13 protein-coding genes are annotated in these 24,083 nt (G+C 40.5%); 3 read left to right on the top strand and 10 right to left on the bottom strand.

Going from position 1 to position 24,083, the window contains the following annotated elements; translation table 11 throughout:
- Nucleotides 1–154 precede the first annotated feature (154 nt).
- Nucleotides 155–1,420 carry a Pycsar system effector family protein gene (locus tag ESY88_RS01210; protein ID WP_147085021.1) on the top strand — a complete coding sequence of 422 codons (1,266 nt, stop codon included), beginning with the start codon at nucleotides 155–157 and terminating at the stop codon, nucleotides 1,418–1,420.
- On the opposite strand, the gene ESY88_RS01205 is transcribed toward ESY88_RS01210, so the two are convergent.
- The 10 genes from ESY88_RS01205 to ESY88_RS01160 form a co-directional block, all read right to left on the bottom strand.
- A complete protein-coding gene (locus tag ESY88_RS01205) occupies nucleotides 1,421–3,805 on the bottom strand; it encodes a GAF domain-containing protein (RefSeq protein WP_147085020.1) in 2,385 nt (794 codons plus the stop codon).
- Nucleotides 3,806–4,027: 222 nt separating this feature from the next.
- A complete protein-coding gene (locus ESY88_RS01200; RefSeq protein ID WP_147085019.1) occupies nucleotides 4,028–4,525 on the bottom strand; it encodes a hypothetical protein in 498 nt (165 codons plus the stop codon).
- Between the two features lie 281 nt (nucleotides 4,526–4,806).
- Nucleotides 4,807–6,498, bottom strand: coding sequence for an alpha-amylase family glycosyl hydrolase (locus ESY88_RS01195; protein WP_147085018.1), 1,692 nt, complete (start codon nucleotides 6,496–6,498; stop codon nucleotides 4,807–4,809).
- A 326-nt stretch (nucleotides 6,499–6,824) separates the two neighbouring features.
- The gene (locus ESY88_RS01190) at nucleotides 6,825–8,711 is read right to left on the bottom strand and encodes an alpha-amylase family glycosyl hydrolase (RefSeq protein WP_147085017.1); all 1,887 of its coding nucleotides are present in this window, start codon (nucleotides 8,709–8,711) and stop codon (nucleotides 6,825–6,827) included.
- 6 nt (nucleotides 8,712–8,717) lie between these two features.
- The gene (locus ESY88_RS01185; RefSeq protein ID WP_147085016.1) at nucleotides 8,718–11,111 is read right to left on the bottom strand and encodes a glycoside hydrolase family 31 protein; all 2,394 of its coding nucleotides are present in this window, start codon (nucleotides 11,109–11,111) and stop codon (nucleotides 8,718–8,720) included.
- A gap of 232 nt (nucleotides 11,112–11,343) precedes the next feature.
- Nucleotides 11,344–13,308, bottom strand: coding sequence for a glycoside hydrolase family 13 protein (locus tag ESY88_RS01180; protein WP_394343946.1), 1,965 nt, complete (start codon nucleotides 13,306–13,308; stop codon nucleotides 11,344–11,346).
- 48 nt (nucleotides 13,309–13,356) lie between these two features.
- A complete protein-coding gene (locus ESY88_RS01175; RefSeq protein ID WP_147085015.1) occupies nucleotides 13,357–15,663 on the bottom strand; it encodes a glycoside hydrolase family 65 protein in 2,307 nt (768 codons plus the stop codon).
- A 14-nt stretch (nucleotides 15,664–15,677) separates the two neighbouring features.
- Nucleotides 15,678–16,367: a beta-phosphoglucomutase gene (gene pgmB / locus ESY88_RS01170; RefSeq protein WP_147085014.1), complete on the bottom strand. Its 690-nt coding sequence runs from the start codon at nucleotides 16,365–16,367 to the stop codon at nucleotides 15,678–15,680.
- On the bottom strand, nucleotides 16,360–17,745 hold the full coding sequence (locus ESY88_RS01165; protein ID WP_147085070.1) for an MFS transporter: 1,386 nt from the start codon (nucleotides 17,743–17,745) through the stop codon (nucleotides 16,360–16,362). Before ESY88_RS01165 ends, pgmB begins: the two co-directional genes overlap by 8 nt.
- Nucleotides 17,746–18,110: 365 nt before the next feature.
- A complete protein-coding gene (locus ESY88_RS01160) occupies nucleotides 18,111–19,172 on the bottom strand; it encodes a LacI family DNA-binding transcriptional regulator (RefSeq protein ID WP_147085013.1) in 1,062 nt (353 codons plus the stop codon).
- A 362-nt stretch (nucleotides 19,173–19,534) separates the two neighbouring features.
- Here ESY88_RS01160 and ESY88_RS01155 point away from each other — a divergent pair, with 362 nt between their 5' ends.
- Complete coding sequence (locus ESY88_RS01155) at nucleotides 19,535–22,432, top strand: SusC/RagA family TonB-linked outer membrane protein (RefSeq protein ID WP_147085012.1); 2,898 nt, start codon at nucleotides 19,535–19,537, stop codon at nucleotides 22,430–22,432.
- Between the two features lie 37 nt (nucleotides 22,433–22,469).
- Complete coding sequence (locus ESY88_RS01150) at nucleotides 22,470–24,071, top strand: RagB/SusD family nutrient uptake outer membrane protein (protein ID WP_189702484.1); 1,602 nt, start codon at nucleotides 22,470–22,472, stop codon at nucleotides 24,069–24,071.
- The last annotated feature ends 12 nt before the right edge of the window (nucleotides 24,072–24,083 follow it).

Genomic DNA, 24,083 nt, shown 5'->3' with positions numbered 1-24,083 from the left:
TAATTTAGGTTCAGATGTTTTGTTACGCTAGTAAATTTAACGCTTTTACGACAAATTGCGAAGAAAGGATTGATATGCATCCATATTAGACGTGAAATAAGAAAGCGCATCCTCATATTTTTGTAATTTTACCCTATAAAATCCACAGCATATTATGGCATCAGACCTGATCAAAAAAACAGAGGCATTCGTTTTTGAGCTTTTCAAAAATGAACTCGATCCATCTTACCTATATCACAATTACAAACACACCGAGCGCGTTTTAAAGAGCACGAAAGAAATTATAGAACATTCTGAAATTTCTGAAGAAGATATCTTGATATTGAAACTTGCCGCCCTACTTCACGATACCGGTTACATTGATGGCACCAAGAATCATGAAGAGCGCAGTGTTGAAATAGGCACTAAATTTCTCAACGAACAAAATGTGGATCAAGCGGTTATTGAAAAAGTCAATGCCTGCATCATGGCGACTAAGTTTAACGACTCTCCCAAAACCGAGTTGGATAAAATCATAAGAGATGCCGACTCCTCCCACTTTGGGAAGGATTATTTTGAAGAGGCCAGCGAATTCTTGAGAAAAGAGTTGGAGCTTAGAGAAATCAAATCGTTTACAGGTAAGGAATGGCGCGATGAAAATATCAAAATGCTGTCTAAAAAACATCAGTATTACACCGATTATGCCCTTAAAAATTGGCAAGAATCCAAAGAGGAGAATCTTACCGATTTATTGAAAGCCAAGAAAAAGCAAAAACGGAAATACGATAAAGAGAAAATAAAGGCCAAATACAAAGCACAGTACAAAAATGAGAGTCCGGAGCGTGGCATACAGACCTTTTTCCGCGTGGCCTTGAGAAACCATATCAAACTAAGTGACATTGCCGATACCAAGGCCAACATCTTACTATCGGTAAACGCCATTATCATCTCTCTGGTATTGGCAAACATGATCGCTAAATTAGACAATAACGCTTATCTTATTTATCCCACAGCCATTTTTACCCTGTTTTGCGTTGTTTCCATGATTTTATCCATTATCGCTACGAGGCCCAACATTACCAGTGGGGAGTTTACGAAAGAAGATGTCAAAAACAAGGATGTGAATTTGACCTTTTTTGGGAATTTCCATAAAATGAAACTGGAAGATTTTGAGTGGGCAATCACTGAGTTGCTCAAGGATAAAAATTATGTGTACAGCTCACTTACAAAAGACCTTTACTTTTTAGGGGTTGTTCTAGAACGCAAATACCGAATCCTGCGCATTACCTACACCGTGTTTATGATTGGCATCATTGTCTCGGTCATTACCTTTGCTGTGGCCTTGAAAACCAACGGTAAAAACATTGACGACGTGTTGCCACAGCCATTGGCACCCACAAGCTATATACAGCAAGATAAGACCCAAAGTTTTTGGGTGTGATCAATTGTCAAGCTGCTTGATAAGGTCATCGTAAGTATACAGTTTTTGGTCGCTATCCGCCTTATCGGTGTGGTAAAGCACATCCACGCTTATGGCTTTCAAACCAGTGACCCCTTGTAGATTCTCAAGCTCAAAAACTTCGCATTTTTCATCCAGCAAATTTTTAGCTTGTAAAAATCGCACGTACTGCAAATATTCCTGTTCATCCTCTTTTTGAGAATAGACAATGGTAATTTTTCCGTTTTTGGTAACGCGCTCTTCTGTACCTTTAATAAAGGCTTTGTCCACACGTTTTTTCAACACCTCGTATCTGGCATTGTAAGTACCATCAACATCAAACTGTTTTTCATCCATTCTAAAGCGAATGGAGAGTGGTTGGTTGAATACCAAAATCATGGAAGCGACATCCAAAGCCATGGGATAAATGTTTCGGTTTTGGTAATAGTTGTTTTCCATCTCGCACATGACCTGTAATTGCCAAAGTCTCAAATTATAGAGATACACCTTGTTAAAGCTATCCATTTTGGTAATGGTCTCGCCAATATACATGTTGTGCTCCACACCATCGGTTTTATAGCGCTCAAAATAATGCGGGTACATCTTTTGGGCTTCCTGTTGCTTTTGGTCCAGCAATTGCGTCATATTTCTATTGATAAGCGCAATGGTATCATCATAATTTTTTCTGTAGTAATATAACAAGTTGAGTGACTTGTCTATTTTATTGAAATACTTGTCGATTTCTGGCTGAAGTGCTTTATTCTTTTTGGACTGAAATTTTAAAACGGGCTCGATTTCATTTTTAAGGAAGTTAACCACACGTTGCTCAGTATCCACTTTGAAATCGGTTTTCAATTCTTCGGAAAACGCTTCCATTTGAAACTGCATTTGCTCATAAATCGGAAGCATTTCAGTATTGAGAATCGCATTAAAAATCTTCGACACGTAATTCAATTGTAAGGCAAGATCCTTTTGGGTCGCTATGTTTCTAGCATCCGATGAGCCTTTGACATCCATTTGACCAAATAAGGGATAAATGTCCTTGAAAACGATTTCTCCAAACACTGCCTCATTACCAAGCTCCTGCTTATCCTTTATAAATTGGCGTGCAGCGTCCCTGAATTTCCAAGACACACTTGGATGGATTGAGGTGCATTCCTGTTGAATGATGGCTTGAATCAAATTGGCTTCCTCTTCCTTAGAGCGCAATACCGACATGACTATAAATGGCATCACATCTTCCAGTTTATTGGCATTGATACTATTGAGTGCCTTTGGTGTTTTTGAGACCAACTCCAATACGCCCAAAAGTTCATTATTGCCAAATATTGGCGCAAAAATGGCGCTTTGAATGTGTTGTTCATGCAAACTACCAAATTGCGCCTCGCCATTGGTTAGCTCAAAATACTTATCGACATCTGAAATTGAAAAATACCGATTGTCTTTTAAAATCGCATCGTAAGACCCGTGGCAGAGGGCGGTCTCACAATTTTCAACATCACTATTGAAGAGTAAGAAGCTTTTAATGCCCTTACCAATGACCCGTTCAAATGTGACGTCTTCTTTATTGTAAATCACAAAGCCCACTTCAATATCGTTCACACCAAATAAGGCCCTAAAGGTGTCTTGAAAATCACCAATAAAATTGTCGCTTTGGCGCTTTCCAGATACCAGAAGCGTGGATTTGATTTCTGAAATCGCTGCATCATTGGTGGTATCAAATAAGTTGCTAACCACGAAACCCTTAAACACATAGCTGTTGGGTGGGAATTTTTCCCGCCAAAGGTCCATATTTCCAAAATTATCCAAGAGCATATCATAATCTTCTTGAGTGATTTCTGGTGCTTCTGGGGTTTTTATGATCTCTGTGAAATCGGCATTATAGAGAATCTTATAGCGACGCATAATGCCCTTTGCATCTGGAATCTCATAAAAAAATGGGCGTCTAAAATCCAATTGGTAGCCATACACCGCATTGAGAATGATGGTGCAGGCTAAAATATATTTATCGTTCTCAGGTAAGTTGAGCACTTCCAATTCAAAATCAGTTCCTGCGGTTGCTATGATTTTCTTGAAACGTTCTGAAGAATTGAACCTCAAGCTGTGAAATGGAACGGAAGCTGTCTTGATTTCATTATGGGTCAAAACCTCACTAAAGGACTCTTGAAGAATGACATTGATCTCTTGTTCATACTGTTTTAGATACTTGATGTCGGTAAAACCTTCTCTCAGGATTGGGATAGGCTCTTGAATCTTTAGAATACGTGAGGCGTTTTTTGACAAAAACTGATCATCACTTTTTGCCAAGGTCTCATAATGCTGCAACAGCTTATCAAAACTGATTTTAAGCTTAAAGGGAAGTTCTGTGCTGTCGTTGATATCTTTCATGAGCGCCGTTCTAATTTAAAGTTACAAAACTAATGTTTTGTTGATGATGTGATGGGATTCTTACTTTAAAATATGGCTTGCTGTTAATGCCGAAATTTGAGTCAAGTCTCTACCTTATTTATCCTAATAATTTTTCTGCGCATATAATTTCCTCCCTTTTATCGCGGAGTTGGTTTGAATCTTGCTGTGATTGAGACGGCCCTAATTCCTAAATATTAAATCTCAAAGTCCTAAAGCACCGTAAGTCCAGTTGCTCCCGTCACTCATAAAAATGAGGGTTTTGGTTCTTTCTCCACTTCCAGGCGTACCCGTCGCATCAGGCATCATAACCACCGATTCAGAACTTACTCTACTATTGCCTGCGTAAAACTCAACGCCAGCACCTGAGTTAGCAGCAGAGTCGCCACCAAACGTATAAATCACTGCTTCTTGGGTATCAGAAATATTCCGCAGTACATATACACGCCCAGGAACAGTAGTTGCATCGGGCAATATGAATTCTGGACTGCCAGAACTCGGGGTTAAACTAATATAAACACCGTCATCAATTGGTGTTGCAGCATTAGCACCACCACCCATAAGCTCAACAACTTTAACCGATAAGTTCCCATTGATGTCCAAGGTGCTTTTGGGTGTAGTTGTGCCAATACCAACGCCATCAACTTGGGCGTTGCCGATTAAAAAACTGATAAAAATGAGGGTTGTGATAAAAGTTTTCATAGTCTTATTTTTTTAAAGGTTATTAAATGCGGTGCCATGGCTGCTGGCGTATCAAAGGCATTTTCCTGGATCTAGATCTACGCCAAATTTTCAGGAACAGGGCTCAGAATCCAAAAGGGGTTCCTTCCGAAGTAAACTTCACGATTACTCCATTCACTGTCTTTGACGAAACCGCCAGGAAATCCTTTTTATCTTCGGAAGGTGGCCAGTCCCAACTAAACGGGGCGTCAAAATGAACATACAATACATAAGTTACACATTTTTGGATTTAGAGACACCTTTTATTTTTTCAATTCCAACATCACGATGCTAAACTCAGAATTTATGCTAACGTTACCATTTTTGACTGCTACATCTTGGCCAGAATAAGCATCGTGCAACAGCGTTCCATCTTCAAAAACGCTTGAAACTTTCAAGGTTTTGCTTCCAGCTTTCAGATCCAGTCCCACAACTACCAAATCTTTAAAATCGCCTTTGCTAAAGCTTCGGTAAAACACATAGGGTTTCTGGGTGATCATTTGATGCACACCGGCACCAATGGCAGGATGCTCGCTTCTAAAGGTTCCTAATTTTTGCCAATGCGCTAGAATTTTTTGAGTTTTGGCATCATTTTTTATGGCCTCCCAATTCATGTTGGAACGCAGTTTCGCATCGCCTTCCGTGCCTTCAACCTCCAAAATCCTTGCCGATTCATCACCATAAAAAACTTGGGCTGCCCCAGGCGTAAGCATTAAAATGGTCGCCGTCTCATAGGGATTCTCACGCTTGGCATCAAAGGGACTCCCATCATCATGCGAACTCAAATAATTGAGCACGCCATAACCTTGCATATCGCCATTGAGCACTTTAGAATAGCGTTTAAAAATGGCCTCTTTCGTTTGTTTGGCAGCATCATACTTCAGCTCGAAATTGATGATGCTATTGAAAGCCTTGTCAAAATAATTGACTTTCTTATCTCCAAAATCAAAAGCTTTCTCCGCAGAAATTCCGTAGTTATAGACTTCACCAACCATATAAAATCCGTTATCGTCGAGTACTTTTTCTGGATTATTGGCTTTGAACTCTGCAAAGGCAGCATCGCTAATGCTTCTAAATTCTTGCCATACGCTTTCTTCGGTATGTTTTACGGTATCTACGCGATACCCGTCAATACCGAAATCGGTAATATAATCGGCCAGCCATTTCATGATGTAGAATCGCGGTGCTCTAGGATGTCCTGTTTTCTCAAAAAAGGCGTCCAGCTCAGCGATTTCCTCATCATAACGTCCTTCATCTTTCCATTTTTGAACGAGTTGTGGCGGCAATTCTACAGCCTCATCACTTTCTGTCCTGATGTCAGGAAGGTTATCCACCAGTGTACAAGCCACGGTACTTTCATAATCTTCGTAGGTACAGGTAGGACCGGTGCGCACCCAAGCATCTGGCCAAACCGGGTCTTTAGCTGTTACTGGGCCTGTATGGTTGAGCACCGCATCCAAAACAATACGGATCCCTTTTTTATGAGCTGCGTCTACAAGTGCTTTTAAATCGGCTTTGGTTCCAAAATTAGGGTCCAATGCGGTCCAGTCCTTGGTCCAATAGCCATGAAAGGCATAGGTAGTTCCGGTGCCTTCATCGGTGCCACCGTGTATTTGTTCTACCACAGGTGTTAACCAAATGGCATTGATGCCCAAATCGCTAAAATAACCGTCTTCAATTTTCTGGGTTACGCCTTTGATGTCGCCACCCTCAAAACCGCGCAACTTTGCAGTTTTTTTATCACGCCCGAAATTGACATCATTTGACGGGTCTGCATTATTGAAACGATCGGTCATCAAAAAATAAAGATTTGCGGCTTCCCATATAAAAGGAGTTTCAAGGCTGGCAGTCGTTTTTTCTTTGGAAGTCTCTTTCATCTCTTTTTCTGCATCAGAAACGCTGTTTTTACAGCTTAAACTGGTAGCGATTAGTGTGAGTAGTATTAGTTTTTTCATGAGGATTTTGATTTCAGTTTCATGCAGACCTATCAGGTTTTGCAAACTTGATAGGACTGCATTATATGGTTTTTAGTTTGCATTCAAATTTAATTATTGTTTTATGCGCTTTATTCGGTTGACTATAGCCCTAACAGGTTTTGAAAACCTGTTAAGTCTGATATTGTCGGTTTCAACAAATTTTACCTTTTATTAAGTCAAGACCTACAAGGATTTTCTGCTTTCTATTGTCTAATTCAGACCTACAAGGAGATTTCTTTACCCGATTGCCATCGGGTAAAGAAATAACACCTTGCAGGTCAGTCAAAACCTGTTAGGTCTAAACATCATTCAAGTTTCAAAATAAACGATTCCAAAGGTTTTATGTCAATTCGCAGATAAGCTTTTTCGGCCTCTACTTTTAAAGTGGTTTTATAGCTCTTGTACAATTGGTCTTTCATCTCGTATTCGCCTGCTTCCAAATTCCATTTTTCGATAATAGCACTTGGGATTTGCAATTCAAAACCATAAGTGTTTTCCGCATTGAAATTGGAAATGACCACCAGCTTTTCATCATCGCTCCAACGCACATAAGATAAGACTTGGTCGTTATACCATTCCGTATTTTGTCTATTGAAGCTATGAATATCTTCATATTGCCCTACCAAGGCCGAACTGTTGATGGTAAAATTGAGCAGGCGCTTATAAAAGTCACGAAGTTGTTTTTCATCTTCCGTAGATTTCCCACCATCAAATTTGTTGTCGTTTACCCAACGCACCACGCTAGGCACACTGCCATAATCAAAAATGGAAGTTCGGGTGGGATCGCCAAAACCAAGGTCCTCCTTAGCGGCTTCGCCAAATTCCTGACCAAAATAAATCATGGTGGGCGAGCTGCTTATGGTTGCAGAGACCACCATCGCTGGTTTTCCTTTTTCAGCAGAACCTGCAAAATCAGGGCTGGCGATACGTTGCTCATCGTGGTTCTCCAAAAAGTGCAACATGTGATGCTCAATATCTTTCAAATCCTCTTGGATTGGAGGTATGTAATCGGTTTTGCCACGACCTTGCATCACGTGTTTGAGCGTGTCATACAATTGGACTTTATCATAGAGATAATCCATTTTTCCCTTTTTGATGTACTCGCGATACATACTCGGATTGTAAACCTCCGCCAATAAAAAAGCATCCGGGTTTTCGGTCTTTATTGCCGAATTCATATAACTCCAAAACTCAACCGGCACCATTTCGGCCATATCAAATCGGAAACCATCCACACCTCTCTGCGTCCAATAGAGTGCGATGTCCTTAAATTTTTTCCAAGAACTTGGCACGGTCTTGCCGTTCCAAAACGCATAATGGGCTTGGTAATCTTTGTTTTCAAAGGCTTGAGGCAACTCGTCAAAATCCTTGTCCCCGTCTGGCGAAACGCCATAATTGACCTTTATAGTCTCATACCAATCGTTCATATCGGGTTGGGACGCTCGTGAACCATTGCCGGTCCATTTTGCGGGATTTTCTTCAAATTTGCCGTCGGCCAATGGCTGCTTTTCGCCACCTAGAGGTTGGTATCCATTTTTCCAATTAGGCACTTTAAATGCCTCGCCCGGATTGTAATAAAAATTATTATTCACATCGTAAACTACCGTGGTATCGTCTTCGGCACCAAAATTGGTTACGCCTTCTGGGTTGGTCAAACTCTGGTAATTTCTGGCCACGTGATTGGGTACGATATCGATGATGACCTTTAGGCCTGCTTTGTGAGAGCGCTCAATAAGGGCTTCAAATTCTGCCAAACGGTTTTCCACATTTTCCGCCAAATCGGGATTCACGTTGTAATAATCCTTGACCGCATAAGGCGATCCGGCACGACCTTTAACGATGTCTGGGTCGTCATTGGAAATGCCATATTCGGTGTAATCGGTAATCACATCGTGGTGTGGCACGCCAGTGTACCAAATGTAAGTGACGCCCAAATCCTTGATTTCGTTAAGGGCTTTATCGGTAAAATCGTTGAACTTGCCAACGCCATTTTCTTCAAGCGTGCCCCAAGGTTTGTTGGTGGTATTGGTATTGCCAAACAGTCTGGTAAAGACTTGATAAACCACCTCTTTTCTATTTGTTTCCATCTTCGTTTCCATCTTCGCTTCGTTGGGTTCTTGCAGGGTTTTTTCAGTTTTACATCCAAATAAACTGCTCATTACAATGGCAATTAGGACTGTAGTGTGTTTCATTTCAGATTAGTTTTTAAGTTTGATTTTAAGGTCTATGTCTTCGGAAGTGTTAGCCCAAATAATAGGAATTTTTAGGGTTTTTGTTTCAGCATCCCAATTCACCGGTATTTTTTTATGATTGATTTTGATTCGTCTTGGGGCGTTTTGGATATTATGCACAACAAGTTCGAATGATTTGCCCGACAAATGCTGATGACTGCCTGCTTCAAGTTCAAACTCAAATTTTAGCTTGTTGCGGTTGTAATTGGCTTCGTATTCCACAAGTTCATAATCGCCCTTTTCAATAAGGTCAATCCCATCGCCAGCATCATTATAAAATTCACGTTCGCTATTTGAGACCGAAGCGTCAAAATAATAATGCAATTCAAAGGTTCCAGCAGTATGTAATTTTGTGGATTGCACGATTTTCGCCATCGGCATAAAACTACCACCACGAACAAAGGTTGGAATCGAATTCTCCTTGACCTGAATCGTTTGGGTGGTTCCACCTTCAAAGTGTTCATCGGTATAAAAATCGAACCAATTCGCGGTCTTCGGAAAATACACTTCTTGCTCTTCAACTCCTGCCTTTAAAATAGGAGCGACTAAAATATCCTGACCCCAAAGGTAAGCTGCTGAATAGTCGAACAACATTTCATTATCTGGTTCTTCAAAAAACAAGGGTCGCATCAATGGCGCGCCAGTTTGATGGTTTTCATACATTAAATTGTAGTTGTAAGCCAAAAATTGATAACGCAATTCAATGGCCTGTTTTGCCAGTGCTTTGGCTTTTTCACTGCGGAAGACAGGCTCACTCGCCACATCTTCTTGTGCATGCGGTCTAAAAATTGGCTGGAACACGCCATATTGCAACCATCGCGCGTACAATTCGTCATCGAGATTGGCACCAGCGAAGCCGCCCAAATCGCTGTGCATGTAAGCCAAACCTTGCATGCCCATTTGCAGCGCAATTTCGGGCTGCGATTGGAGTCCGCCCCAACTTCTACTCACATCGCCACTCCAAGGCACCAGGCCATAACGTTGGGAACCTGAATAACCAGCGCGCATCAAGATAAACGGTCGTTTGTTGGGATTGGCCTCCAAACTGGCTTCATAGACTAATTTTGCCCAGTCGTGACCGTAGATATTATGAACTTCATCGGCAGTTCCGGTGGCATGAATCAAATCGGAAGGATGTACTTCGGGTTCGCCCAAATCGCCCCAGAATCCGTTGACGCCCATTTTTGAGAGGTCTTTGTAAATTTCTTTGAACCATTGGTTGCCTGCCTTGCTGTAAATATCGATAAGGCCCGTGTTTCCGAAGTAAAAATCGTAGGTAAATGGCTTTCCGAGGGAATCTTTTGCCAGAATATTTTTAGTTACTGCCTCGTCCCAACGTTTGGAAGTGGTCAACACAAAAGGCTCGGTAATGAGAATGGTCTCGACGTTTTCCTTTTTTAAATCGGCAATCATCTGCTTGGGGTTTGGGAAAGAATCACGGTCAAATTCCAAATTGCCCATCGTGCCTTTGAGGTCTTTTCCAAACCAATATAAATCGAGAATAATGGCATCTACTGGGATTTCTTCCTCGCGAAACTTAGCAATGGTTTCCAGAACTTCGTTTTGTGAGTGGTAACCAAATCGGCTAGAGAAATTGCCCAAAGCCCAACGAGGTAGCATGGGTTGCTTTCCGGTTAAATGGGTGTAGCTGTCCACAATATCATACCAAGAATCGCCTGCAATGACTTGATAGGTCTTGCGCCCAGAAATGGTTTCGTAAGTTAATGTGTTGTCTTTTTTACTGTCCAAATCCAAAAAACCGATGGGCGCATTGTCAAAATGAACCATGTATTTTTCAGAAGACATCACGATTGGTAAGGTAAAATTCATGAGCTCAGAACGCGTCTCATAACCATAATGCGCCCGATTGTACAATTGCAGGCGATTGCCACGCCGGTTCATGCCCAAAGCTCTGGCACCGCCACCATACAAAACTTCCTCTTTATTGAGATTGAATTGAATGGTCTCTAAACTGTCATTTTTAATGTAGCCGAATTTTTCTGAAATAAGAGGCTGCTCCTTATAATGGTATGAAATCTGAAACGGACGCTTTTGAATCACAACTTCCAAGCCTTCGGTTTTTAGCTGAATGTTCCCGTTGGATTCTTTAAATTGAACAGCAACAGCATTCGGTTTGGCAACCACCGCATGAGACTCCGGATTTGCGTTCTCTCCTTTTGGGATAAAGCTGGTTTCAACGATTTCCGAAGTATAAAAATTGATTTTATAGAGTCCGTCACTGACCTTTAGCTCGGCCCCATTTTGGGTTTGGCTCATGCTCAGGAAAGTTCGGTTCGGGTTTTGGGCAAAACCGAAGCTTATTGAGGCGAAAAATAATATTAAGAGTATTCTTTTTTTCATACGATTTGATAAGTGCGATGGAATTTTGTGATAAACCTATCAGGTTTTGATGTACATAATATTCCTTTATAGACCTACAAGGTTCTTTAAAACCTTGCAGGTCGATGCTAGCTAGAACCTTGCAGGTCGCTGGCCTTGCTTATAAAGACCTAACAGGTTTTAAAAACCTGTTAGGTCTGGAACGTTTCAAAATTCAGCCCTACACGATTCTTTGAAACCATGCAAGTGGTTTTCAATTTGTTGTCAATACTTGTACTCCCTTTTTTTCAATAGTCATCTCCTTTTTCCAAATCACTTGGTCTTCAGAAAATATATTCCGTAAGGTTTTTCCGTTCAAGCCCATTTCAGAAAAACGGTTTAAGTCGATGCTGATGGGTTTTTCATTTTTATTCAGAATTAAAACCACCGTTTCGTCTCCCTGTATTCTAAACAAAAAATAGACGCCATCAAAAGGCGCAAAGTGCATGGTTTCGCCTTCATGGATGGCCTTGCTGTTTTTTCTGAAATTGAGTAATTCACTCACAAAGCGCTGCATGTCCTTTTCTTCCGCCGATATATTTTTTCCTGAAAAAGCATTTTTGGCATCTCCATCCCATCCACCTGGAAAATCGGTTCGAATGAGCCCGTGATCCCCCGGATTCTCGAAGTCATCCATTAAAATCTCAGTCCCATAATACATTTGGAAGATTCTAGGCAGTACCGCATAAGTAGCAATTGCCATTTTCGTGTTAGCCACATCGCCATCCAACTGGGTAAAAATGCGACTCATATCGTGGTTGTCTCCAAATACCATGATGTCTTTTGGACTGGCGTAGTGGAAATCATTGGCCAGACCTTCATAAATCTTAACCAAGCCTTTGTCCCAAGATTCCGTTTCGTTTAGGGCTTCTACCACGTTAAGCTGCATGGCAAAATCCATGGTGGATCTTAAATGGGATTGGTAGCCATCTGCATTTTCAGCACCTTGTTGCCAATAGCCAATGAGCAAGGGATTGAGGCTCCACTCTTCTCCAACAATCGAAAAGTTTGGATATTCAGTCATGATGGCAGCAGCCCAATCACTCATGAACTGTTTATCGGGATAAGGATAGGTGTCTTGACGAATGCCACCCAAGCCCAATGTTTCAATCCACCAAATGCTATTTTGAATGAGATAAGTCGCCATAAAAGGATTGCGTTGATTTAGATCGGGCATGGTCGAGACAAACCAACCTTCAGAATTGCCATCTTTATCGTATTGGGAGGCATACAGGTCTTGATTGGTTGTACGCCTGTGGGAAGCATTAATGGTATGGGCATTATCCCAGTGCTCCCGATGTTTTTCAAAATTTTCTTGAAGATTGACCCAATCCTTGAACGGAAGGTCACGCATCCACCAATGATATAATCCGCAATGGTTCGCGACTTGGTCCATAATAAGCTTTATGCCCTTGTTTTGGGCTTGCGTTGCCAACTGCCGATACTCACTCAAGGTTCCAAAACGTGGATCAACTTGGTAAAAATCGGTCATCGCATAGCCATGGTAGGAGGCCGATTTCATATCGTTGGTAAGTAAGGGCGATGGCCAAATAGCGGTAAAGCCCAGATTTGAGATGTAATCCAAATGTTGGGTAATGCCTTGAATATCGCCTCCATGTCTCGCGTAACCATTAGCGCGATCTACTTTGGTCTCGTTCATGCCTGCAATGCGATCATTTTCTGGGTTGGCATTGGCAAAACGATCTGGAGTGAGCATATAGATGGCGTCGGAGCTGTTAAAACCTACATAAGCACCAGCGGGTTTTTGTCTTGACTTGAGCTCATAATCCTGAATGAGCACTTGACCATCGGCATTCTTGAATGTGATGGGAAAAGTACCTGAGGAGGTGTTTTTAGAAATAATAAGATCTATAAACAAATAATTGGGACTTTGGCCGGCCTTAGTCACTTTGACAATTTCAACGCCTTCATAACTAATGCTTGGCGAATAATCACCAATATCTGGGTGATGCACCAGAAGTTGCAAGGCATCGGTTTCAAAATCGATCCACCAGTTGGGAGGTTCAATACGGTCCACATCTCCACCATTGGAAATTGCATCCTTAGTTTGAGCATTTTCCAATTGCAAATTCGGCTCGCTTGCCTTGCAAGTGAAACTAATCAACAACAAAAGAAGCAACATACTGCTAAAATGAGTTTTCGGGATTGGCATTTTCATGGTATTAGTTAAAATTCAGTTCGTTTGATTTCGGCCAGCCGTATTGATTTACACGGTCACCAATTCATTTGGGCTAATCTCCACCAATTTACCGTTGACCATAATTGTTAAATCGCTGTCACCTTCCAACTTAAAGCTAGTGCCGTTTTGAGCCACATCGATCTTGAGAATTTGGTTTCTAAAATTGATTTTAAAGGCGTATGAATCCCAGCCCTTAGGGATTTTAGGTTCAAAAGACAAGACGTCATTTTTAACGCGCATGCCGCCAAAACCTTCTACAACACTCATCCAAGTACCAGCCATGGAGGTAATGTGCAAACCTTCTTCAACTTCCTTATTGTAATCGTCTAAATCCAATCTTGAGGTTCGTAAATAGAATTCGTAAGCCTGTTCCATACGGTTCAATTTCGCTGCTTGTATGCTGTGCACGCAAGGCGACAAAGAACTTTCATGAACTGTGAACGGCTCGTAAAAGTCGAAGTGACGCTCTAATTCTTCCGTAGAAAAATGATCCTCAAAAAAGTAGAAGCCTTGTAAGGTATCGGCCTGCTTGATGTAAGGCGAGCGCAAGATGCGGTCCCAAGACCACTTCTGGTTGATGGGGCGCTGTGATTTTGGCAAATCGGCAACGGTGATCAATTCCTTATCCAAGAATCCGTCTTGTTGTAAATAAATATTATGTGCTTCGGAAAAAGGGAAATACATGTCATCTGCCACTTTTTTCCAAAGATCCAATTCGTTATCTGTTATTTTCGTTTTGCCTTTGATACGCGCAAAGTCTTCAGAAAAACCTTCCTTGACCTTGGTGATCATTTCCAAGGTGTAATTGATGCACCATTTGGCGATGTAGTTGGTGTAAAAATTATTATTGACGTTATTTTCATATTCATTTGGCCCAGTGACACCAAGGATCATATATTGATTCTTTTGTGAAGAACACGTGGCGCGTTGTTGCCAGAATCTTGCGATTGCGATCAACACCTCTAAACCTTTCTCTGGAATATAGCTAAAATCTCCCGTGTATCTAAAATAATTGAAAATGGCAAAAGCGATGGCGCCATTACGGTGTATTTCCTCAAAGGTAATCTCCCATTCATTATGGCTTTCCTCGCCGTTCATGGTTACCATTGGGTAGAGCGCTGCCCCATTTGAAAAGCCTAATTTTTCAGCATTTTCAATGGCTTTTTCCAAATGGTTATAGCGATACGTCAATAGGTTTCTAGCCACTTCATGATCTTTGGTCGCCATATAAAAAGGGATGCAATACGCTTCAGTATCCCAATACGTACTGCCGCCATATTTTTCACCTGTAAAGCCCTTGGGGCCAATATTCAATCGGGCATCTTTACCAGAGTAGGTTTGGTTGAGATGAAAAATATTAAAACGGATGCCCTGTTGCGCCGCCACATCACCTTCAATGGAAATATCGGACATGTCCCAAATTTTCGCCCAGGCCTGTTTTTGTTGTTGCAATAAGGCTTCAAAACCTAAATCGCAGGCTTTTTGCAAGGTGTTTTTAGCTACGGAAACCAAGTCGTTTTTATCATGATTGCGGTCTACAGTATAGCCACCAAACTTGGTCATGGTAATGGAGTCGCCTTTAGACACTTCATTTTTATAGGTAAACTCAATTTTATCATTGGTCGCGTTTACCGTTTTTTCTGAAGCGATTTTAGACCCGTTCATGCTTACTTGGGTTTGCATGGCCGTACATACGTAAAAATGCGTTTTCATGGTACGCGATGTGATAAAGGCCTGTTCGCCTTCGTGATCCACACTCAAGACATCCCAAAATTTATCGTCCCAATTGGTGTCTTCATTGGTAATGCCATTATCCAAATAAGGCATAAAATCAATTTGGGCAGCGTTGTTTATTGGCGTTATTTTATATTCGATGGCACCAAGCTCATCCATCTCCAAGCTCAGAAAACGTTTGACCTCAACCTTGATTTCCACAAAGTTCTGTAGTGTTGCGGTAAAGCTTCGCGACAACCAACCTTCTTTCATATTGAGTTCCCTGCGAAAATGTTCTACCTTATTACATTTGGCCAAATCCAAGGCTTCGCCATTGATGTTAACGTTGATACCAATCCAGTTTGGAGCGTTGAGCACTTTGGCAAAATATTCTGGGTAGCCATTTTTCCACCAGCCCACCCGGGTTTTATCAGGATAGTACACCCCAGCCACATAGCTGCCTTGAAAAGTCTTACCCGTATAGGTTTCTTCAAAATTGGCACGTTGGCCCATGGCGCCATTGCCAAGGCTCATTAAACTTTCAGAGGATTTTACACGCTCGGCGTCAAAGCCCTCTTCAATAATGGACCAAGGATTTGGTTTTATATAATTATGATTCATGATGGTGTGATTATCTATTTAACAGTTGTGTTTGATGATTTGTTGATCTTGTTGGACATGATGTCGTTTAAAAAATCTTCAGAAATTTCAGTGAAATCCTTGAAAACATAATCGGCTTCGTGCAGGTTTTTCTTATCTCCTATTCCTATGGACAGCATCTTGGCGATGTTGGCGGCCTGAACTCCTGCCACAGAATCTTCAAAAACAATACAATCTTCTGGTTTGACCTTCAACAATTCTGAAGCATTTAAAAAGACTTCAGGATCTGGTTTGGCTTTGGAAACGTCGTTCCCGTCCACGATGGCTTCAAATTTATCCAGCAAATGCACCTTTTTCAAAATAGGTACGGCGTTTTTGCTCGCAGAACCCAGAGCCACGGCTTGCCCTTTCCCGATGAGAAAATCCAAGGTTTTTGCGATGTCTGGCAGCACTTCCGAATCGTCCATCTTTTCGATGTAACTCAAATAATCGTCATTTTTTGCGCTCATGAGTTGGTTGAACTCTGCTTCGGAAAGCGTTTTATTTCCCCAGGCCAATATTTTTTCAAGCGAGCGTTTTCTGCTCACGCCCTTAAGTTGTTCGTTTTGTGTTTCAGAAAAATCCATACCAATACGTTTCGCCAATTTTTTCCAAGCGAGAAAATGGTATTTTGCAGTATCGACGATAACGCCGTCTAAGTCGAATATAAATCCTTTTTTAGTCATGTATTTCGGTTAATTCCGGTTGATATTTAATGGCATTTTTATCTGTAATCAATAAGTTGCACAAGCCAGCAATCATCAAACTAATGCCCGCAACGGTCATGGCATTGATGGCTTCCTCGCCCAACAGACTAGATACGTAATTGATGCCACCCAAAGCTGCAATTATTTGTGGAATCACAATAAACATATTGAAAATTCCCATAATCACACCCATTTTTTTGGGGTCCACAGAACTGGAGAGCATGGCATAAGGCATAGATAGAATACTGCCCCAAGCCACGCCTACCAATATAAAGCAATAGAGCAAGGTGTCTGGCGTGGCGTAGTACATGCCTAAAAATCCTAGGCCTCCCACTATTAATGAAAATAGGTGCACGTATTTCCGGTTGATGTTCTTTTTAGAGGTGTAAAGCGTTAATAATAAAGCAAATGCCATGGAAGACAATCCGTAAATACCCATTGCAGAGCCTACTGAGTTAGAAGCTTCCTGAAAGTTGGTATTCTCAACATTGAATTTTGCGGCCTGGGCGACAACGGTCATGTCGTAAGAGTTTTCAATGGGTGCCGGCGCTTTGTACACGTGCTCGGTCAAAGCTGGGTTGGCCAAACTCCACATGGTAAAAAAGGCGAACCAAGAGAAAAACTGGATAACTCCTAATTTTTTCATGGTAAGTGGCATGTTTCCTATGTTGTTGAGAATATTGGGTATGAATTTATTCCTTTCGGCTTTTTCACGCTCGAACTCTTCCATGTCTTCCGGTGGATATTCTGTAGTGGTAAACACGGTGTATAGAATACTGGCCATAAATACGAATGCTCCAATGGCGAAAGCCACTTTAACCGACATGGGAACAACGCCCAAATCGGCAGAATTGCTTACCCCAAGTTGAGAGACCATCCAGGGTAAGTTACTCGCAATCCAAGTCCCGATACCAATAATCAAGGTTTGAACCACGAACCCATAGGACCGCTGTGATTCTGGCAGCTTATCGGCCACCAAAGCTCTAAAAGGCTCCATGGACACGTTAATGGAAGCATCCAAAATCCATAGAAATCCCGCTGCCATCCATAAGGCTGGCGAATGTGGCATAAAAAATAGGGCAATGGAACTTAAGACGGCGCCAACGAGAAAATAAGGACGGCGTCGCCCCCATTTTGGGCTCCAGGTACGGTCACTCATATAGCCAATGATAGGCTGAACCAATAAACCAGTTAATGGCGCTGCAATCCACAATAGCGGAATGGCGTCTTTCTCTGCTCCTAAAGTTTGAAATATTCGAGACATAAAGCCTCCTTGTAATGCAAATCCAAATTGGATCCCCAAGAAACCGAAACTCATGTTCCAGATTTCCCAAAAACCTAAAGCGCGCTTTTTCATCATAGATAGTATATAATTGATTACTACTATTGACAAGCGTTAAAACTCATCAAAACTTATGGTAGAAGTGAAAATATAAGTTCTGAATTGGGCGTAAATATACTAAAGATTTTAAATAATAAGCTATCAATGTTGGGAGGCAAAACATTAAGACCGCTTCACTTTTAGAATCAGGAATCTCGAATTTAAATTCAATTAATTGATTTCAAGTAAGTTAAAAGCAAAACGTCCTATTGATTCACTATTGAAAAATTTAATCATTTAGCAGCGTTTCAAAATTTGTAACGATTGGAATCCTATCGCTTAATAGACTTTTAAGCATTCCTTAAAATAGCAATCGCAAAATCAGATGGGAGTAACATCTTCTATTTGGTGGATTCCCGTTCAATAAGATTTGTTTCGATAACCACGGTTTCAAAGATTTCATCTTCATCTTCGTTAAAGTCCTCTTCGTCCTCCATTTCCAAGCGCTTGATTAACAATTCCGCAGCACTTTCGCCTATTTTTTGTCCGTGTTGGCTAATTGTGGACAAGCTGGGTGTGGAATGTCTAGAGAGCACACCATCACTAAAGCTTACAATCTGAAGGGCTTCGGGAATTTCGTAGCCATAGCGCCTGGCCACTTTAGCAGCGGTAACACCATAGAGTTCATTTACGGCAAAAATACCATCGATCTTATCATTTTGCTTAAATAATTGTTCAATGTCATTTTCCAATTGGTCTAAATGGTCTTCAGACAATAATTTATCCTCAATTTTAAGAATCAAAGAAGATTCGGGGTTTATCTTGTGATCATCCAAAGCCTCAAGATAGCCCTGGGTTCTTAGTTTTCCAACACTTACATAATCTTTGGTAGTAATGATGGCGATATTCTTGCAGCCATTTTCAATTAATTTGTTGACCGCTTTTTTAGCACCTTTCACATCGTCAACAATAACCTTATCACATTTGATCTCATTCACAACCCGATCAAACATCACGATGGGCATGCCTTGGTTGATTGTTTCGGTAAAATGATGGTAATCTTGCTGTTGCAAGGTCTCCTTGGCTATAGACAAAATAAAACCATCTATACTGCCATTGGCAAGCATTTGCATGTTAATGACCTCTTTATCAAAAGACTCGTTTGACAAAGCAACAATCACATTGTAGCCCTTTCTATTGGCCACCATCTCAATACCAGTGATGACTTTTGAAAAGAAGTGCTGCACAATTTCTGGGATGATGATGCCTATGGTTTTAGTCTTGCGATTTTTGAGACTAAGTGCGATGTTGTTGGGCCTGTAATTGTAAAGTTTGGCAAAGGCCTGTACCTTCTGCCTGGTGTCTTCACTAATCTCAATGCTATCTCTAAGGGCTTTGGATACTGTGGAGATGGAGACATCCAACTCTTTTGCTATTTGTTTTAAGGTGACTTTTTTTCTCATTTAATTGTAGTTGGTTATATGATTTTTGGAAAGACGCATACATACTAATGGAAGATACTCGCAATGAGTATTTTGGAAACTTCGGAAGACTTTATGTTCATTAATTTTTAGTATATTTGATCAAAAAAGAAATGCTATTGCTTCCCAACTTCACAATAAAGGTATGATAATTTTATCATATCGTTAATTTCTATCCATTTTTAATTGATTTTATTCAATTTCGAAAAAGTTCTTAACACGAAAACGTTTTCGCCAACCAAAAAAAATCAGTTAACACATAGTTTACGTTGTTTTTACATAGATTTATCCCAGGAAGTGAAAATATAACAAAAATTTAAGCAACTAACTTTTAAAAATCTTCTATGAAAACATTTTTGAACGGCCTTTTTCTACTGGTTTTTTTGATGCCTGCATTATTATTTGCACAGACACAGGTTTCTGGAACCGTAACAGACGAAGCTAACGCAATGCCCCTTCCGGGAGTGAATATCATTATCAAGGGAACATCGACAGGGGCATCAACCGATTTTGATGGACTTTACTCCATTACAGTAACTGAAGGACAAGTTCTTGTTTTTTCATATTTAGGATATGAAACTAAAGAGATTACCTTTACCAATGGCTCACAATTAAACGTGGCTCTCAAACCAGATGCTGGTAAATTAGATGAAATAGTACTTATTGGCTATGGTTCTACCACAAAGCAAGATGCAACAGGAGCTATAGAGAAAGTCTCTGATGAAGAATTCAATAGAGGAGCCATTGTAGCGCCGCAACAATTGATTGCTGGTAAAGCTGCTGGTGTTAGAGTAACCACTGGTGGAGGTGCTGCTGGTGAAGGTGGGGAAATTAGAATTCGTGGTGGAGCGTCCTTGTCTGCATCCAACAGTCCGCTTATCGTAATTGACGGCTTACCAATTGATCAAAGTGGCGCTGCTCAAGGAAGTGCCAATGCCTTGAATGCCATCAACCCGGCAGACATTGAAGATTTTGTTGTATTAAAAGATGCTTCGGCAACTGCTATTTACGGTTCTAGAGCGTCAAATGGTGTCATCTTGATTACCACAAAAAAAGGATCTGTAAATCAGCCTTTGAAAATAGAATACGGATTACAGATTTCTACTAGACGTGTTGCAAACACTATTGATGTACTCGATGCTGATCAATATCGCGACTTAGCTTCAAATCCAGGTTTTGACTCCTCTTCTTTAGGAAATGCAAATACCGATTGGCAAGATGAAATTTATACCACTGGAGTTGGTGCGATTCATAATATAACGGTATCTAAAGGTTATGAGCGATCCAACTTTAGAATTAATTTTAACCATGCATCGCAAGAAGGGCCGCTTCAAGATCTTTATGAAAGAAATGGAATCAATGCCTCATTTGTGCAGCGATTATTAGATAACGATTTAAAATTGACCTTGGTGACAAAAGCAGTTCAAGATGAGTTTTCTTATGCCAACCGAGGGGCAATTGGTGCTGCCACACGTTTTGATCCAACGCAATCTGTATTAGACAACAACGGAAACTTCACACAATATGGTTCTGATGCTAATCTAGCGCCAGCTAACCCATTGTTCCTTTTAGAAGAATATGACAATAGACAGACCATTCAAAGACTTATTTCTAACTTTAATTTAGATTATAATTTTTGGTTTTTGAGAGATTTAACGCTTACCGTAAACGCTGGTATTGACTATGCTGAAAATGATGGCCATAGGTTTGAAGCTGGCAACCCAAACAACCCAGATGCATTTGCACTCAATGAAATATCCTCGGGCCAAAACCGTAACACCTCTTTAGATTTTTATCTCAATTATAAGAAAGAAATCGAGTCCATAAACACAAAAATGGATATCACTGCAGGACATGCTTTTCAGGAATTCTACAGAAGTAGCTTCTTTGACAGAAGTACTAATATTAGTATCTCCCAAAGAGATATAAACAGAAATGCCTTAGAATCTTATTTTGCCAGAGGAAGTTTTGACATTGCTGACAAATATTTAATCTCTGCAAATATTAGACGAGATGGCTCTTCTCGTTTTAGTGAAGATAATCGCATTGGTTATTTTCCAGGTGTCTCAGTAGGTTGGAAAGTCATGAATGAATCTTTTATGGAAAATTCCTTATTCTCAAACTTAAAACTAAGAGCTGGATGGGGAGTTCAAGGACAGCAAGAAATAGGGCCTAACTATGGTTATCAAGGCCTTTACACGCCTTCTAGAAATCAAGCTGCCAATATACAGTTTGGCACTCAACCTAACGGAGATCCGCGCTTTATTTCTACAATAAGACCCGAACCATATGATGAAAATTTAAAATGGGAAGAAACAACACAATACAATGTGGCCGTAGATTTTGGCTTCTTCAATAATAGACTTTCAGGTAGTATTGATGCCTATTACAGGGAAACCGAAGATTTATTATCTTTAGTACCTGTTCCGGCTGGAGCTAATTTAACAGATATTCTTTTGACCAATGTTGGTCAAGTTACCAGTAAAGGTTTAGAGATAAGCCTAAATGGTGTTATAATGAAAGAAGAAGATTTTGGATGGGATACTAATTTTAATATTACATTTCAAGAACAAGAAATCACGTCACTTAGCTTAAATGATGATCCCGATTACTTTATCCCTACAGGGGGTATAAATGGTGGTGTTGGTAATAATATTCAAATTTTGAAACCAGGTTTTGATCCATCAACGTTCTTTGTCTTTCGTCAAGTTTATGACAATGATGGCAATGCCATTGAGGGTGCTTATGTTGATGTTAATGGTGATAACATCATTACTGAAGCTGATAGACAAGCTTACAAGAAAGCGACTCCAGATGCTTTTATTGGTTTTACCAACAATTTTAGATATAAAAACTTAGACTTGAACTTTACCTTTAGAGGTAATTTTGGCAACTATGTTTACAATAATAGCGCTTCGGAGAATGGGAATTTAAATAATGTTTTAAACCAACCAGGTTATCAGGCCAATGCCCACGCAAGTTTACTTGATACTGGATTTGGAAATCAAAATTTGTTTTCCGACTTATACATTCAAAGAGCAGATTTTATAAGACTAGATAATATCTCATTTGGTTACACGATTCCATTTGAAAAAATTATTTTCCGTGCTTCTTTAACCGCAAATAATGTATTTGTAATTACAGAATATGACGGTTTAGACCCTGAAATAAGCAATGGTATCGAAAACAATTTCTATCCAAGGACTAGAGATATTGTCTTGGGCTTAAACTTTACATTCTAAAAAGATGAACATTAATTATATAAACAACAAAGCTATGATGTTAAGAACAATTAAAAATCTTCTAGTCGTGCTCACAGTTGCAATTTTCATGCAGTCTTGTGAAGACCGATTAGACTTACAGCCAGAAGACGCACGTCTTACTGCTGATGCCGCCTTTGAGAATCCAGAGGCCTATAAGGAATTTTTAGCGAAAATTTATGCTGGGATTTCACTAAGTGGGCAGGAGGGTCCAGCAGGGGCACCTGATTTAGCAGGATTGGATGAAGGGTTTTCAAATTATTTAAGATTGTATTGGAAAATGCAACAACTTACAACCGATGAAGCCCTTATTGCCTGGAATGATGGTACAATTCAAGATTTACACGGACAGGTTTGGACATCTGGTAATGAGTTTATCAGAACCATGTACAGCCGATTAATGTACCAAGTCGCCTTGACTAATGAATTTTTGCGACAAACTACAGAAGGGAAATTGAATGAAAGAGGTGTAAATGCAGATTTGAGGGAAGAAATTCAGACGTATAGAGCCGAAGTTCGTTTTATGAGAGCGCTTACCTATTGGCATGCCATGGATTTATTCGCAAATCCACCTTTTATAACTGAAAATGATGCCGTTGGCGCATTCTTACCTCCACAGATTCAGAGAGCTGACTTATTTGATTACATAGAATCTGAATTATTGGACATTGAAGATGAGCTGGTTGCACCGCGTCAGAATGAATATGGAAGAGCAGACAGAGCCGCAGCTTGGATGGTGTTGGCAAAATTGTATTTGAATGCTGAAGTTTATACGGGGACATCTCGTTATACAGAGGTTATTACCTATTCCAATAATATTATCAATGCCGGATATACAATTCCAAGCACACCCTATTTCTATTCCTTCTTGGCAGATAACGACTCCAACGGTGCCCAATCTGAAGTTATTTTCACAATACCTTTTGATGGTTTGAGAACGCAAGCTTTTGGTGGCATGACCTTTATGACACATGCACCTGTTGGTGGTTCAATGGATCCCGCTAATTTTGGAATCAATGGTGGATGGTTTGGCGTTAGAACAACACCTACATTTGTTGAGCAATTTCCAAATGAAGCGAATTCAGCAGACGGAAGAGAGTTGCTTTACACAGATGGGCAAACCAAAAACATTGCCGATGTGAGCACATTTACAGATGGATATGCTGTGGCCAAATATAGAAATGTAGACGTTAACGGCGATCCTGGCTCAGATTCTTCAGGAGATCATACCGACATTGACTTCCCTATGTTTAGACTCGCCGATGTGTACTTGATGTACGCAGAAGCAGCCTTGAGAGGAGGTGGTGGTTCTATGGATTTAGCTCGTGGTTATATCAATGAAATTAGAGAACGCGCCTATGGAGATACTAGTGGAAATATCTCACAATCAGACCTAACCTTAGATTTCATCATCGATGAGCGCTCTAGAGAATTGTATTGGGAGTGTCATCGAAGAACCGATTTGGTGAGATTCAACCAATTCTCCAATAATGGAGTATGGCAATGGAAAGGTGGAGTACAACAAGGTACTACCACAGAAGCCTTTAGAAATGTAATGCCACTACCGGCAACAGATTTAGGAATAAACACGAATTTAGAACAAAACGAAGGATACCAATAAAAGCATTTAAAT

Source organism: Subsaximicrobium wynnwilliamsii, from assembly GCF_007997225.1.
In the GTDB taxonomy this organism is placed as follows: Bacteria; Bacteroidota; Bacteroidia; order Flavobacteriales; family Flavobacteriaceae; genus Psychroserpens; species Psychroserpens wynnwilliamsii.
Note: the sequence above shows the minus strand (reverse complement) of the source record. Positions and strands in the feature narration are given on the sequence as shown.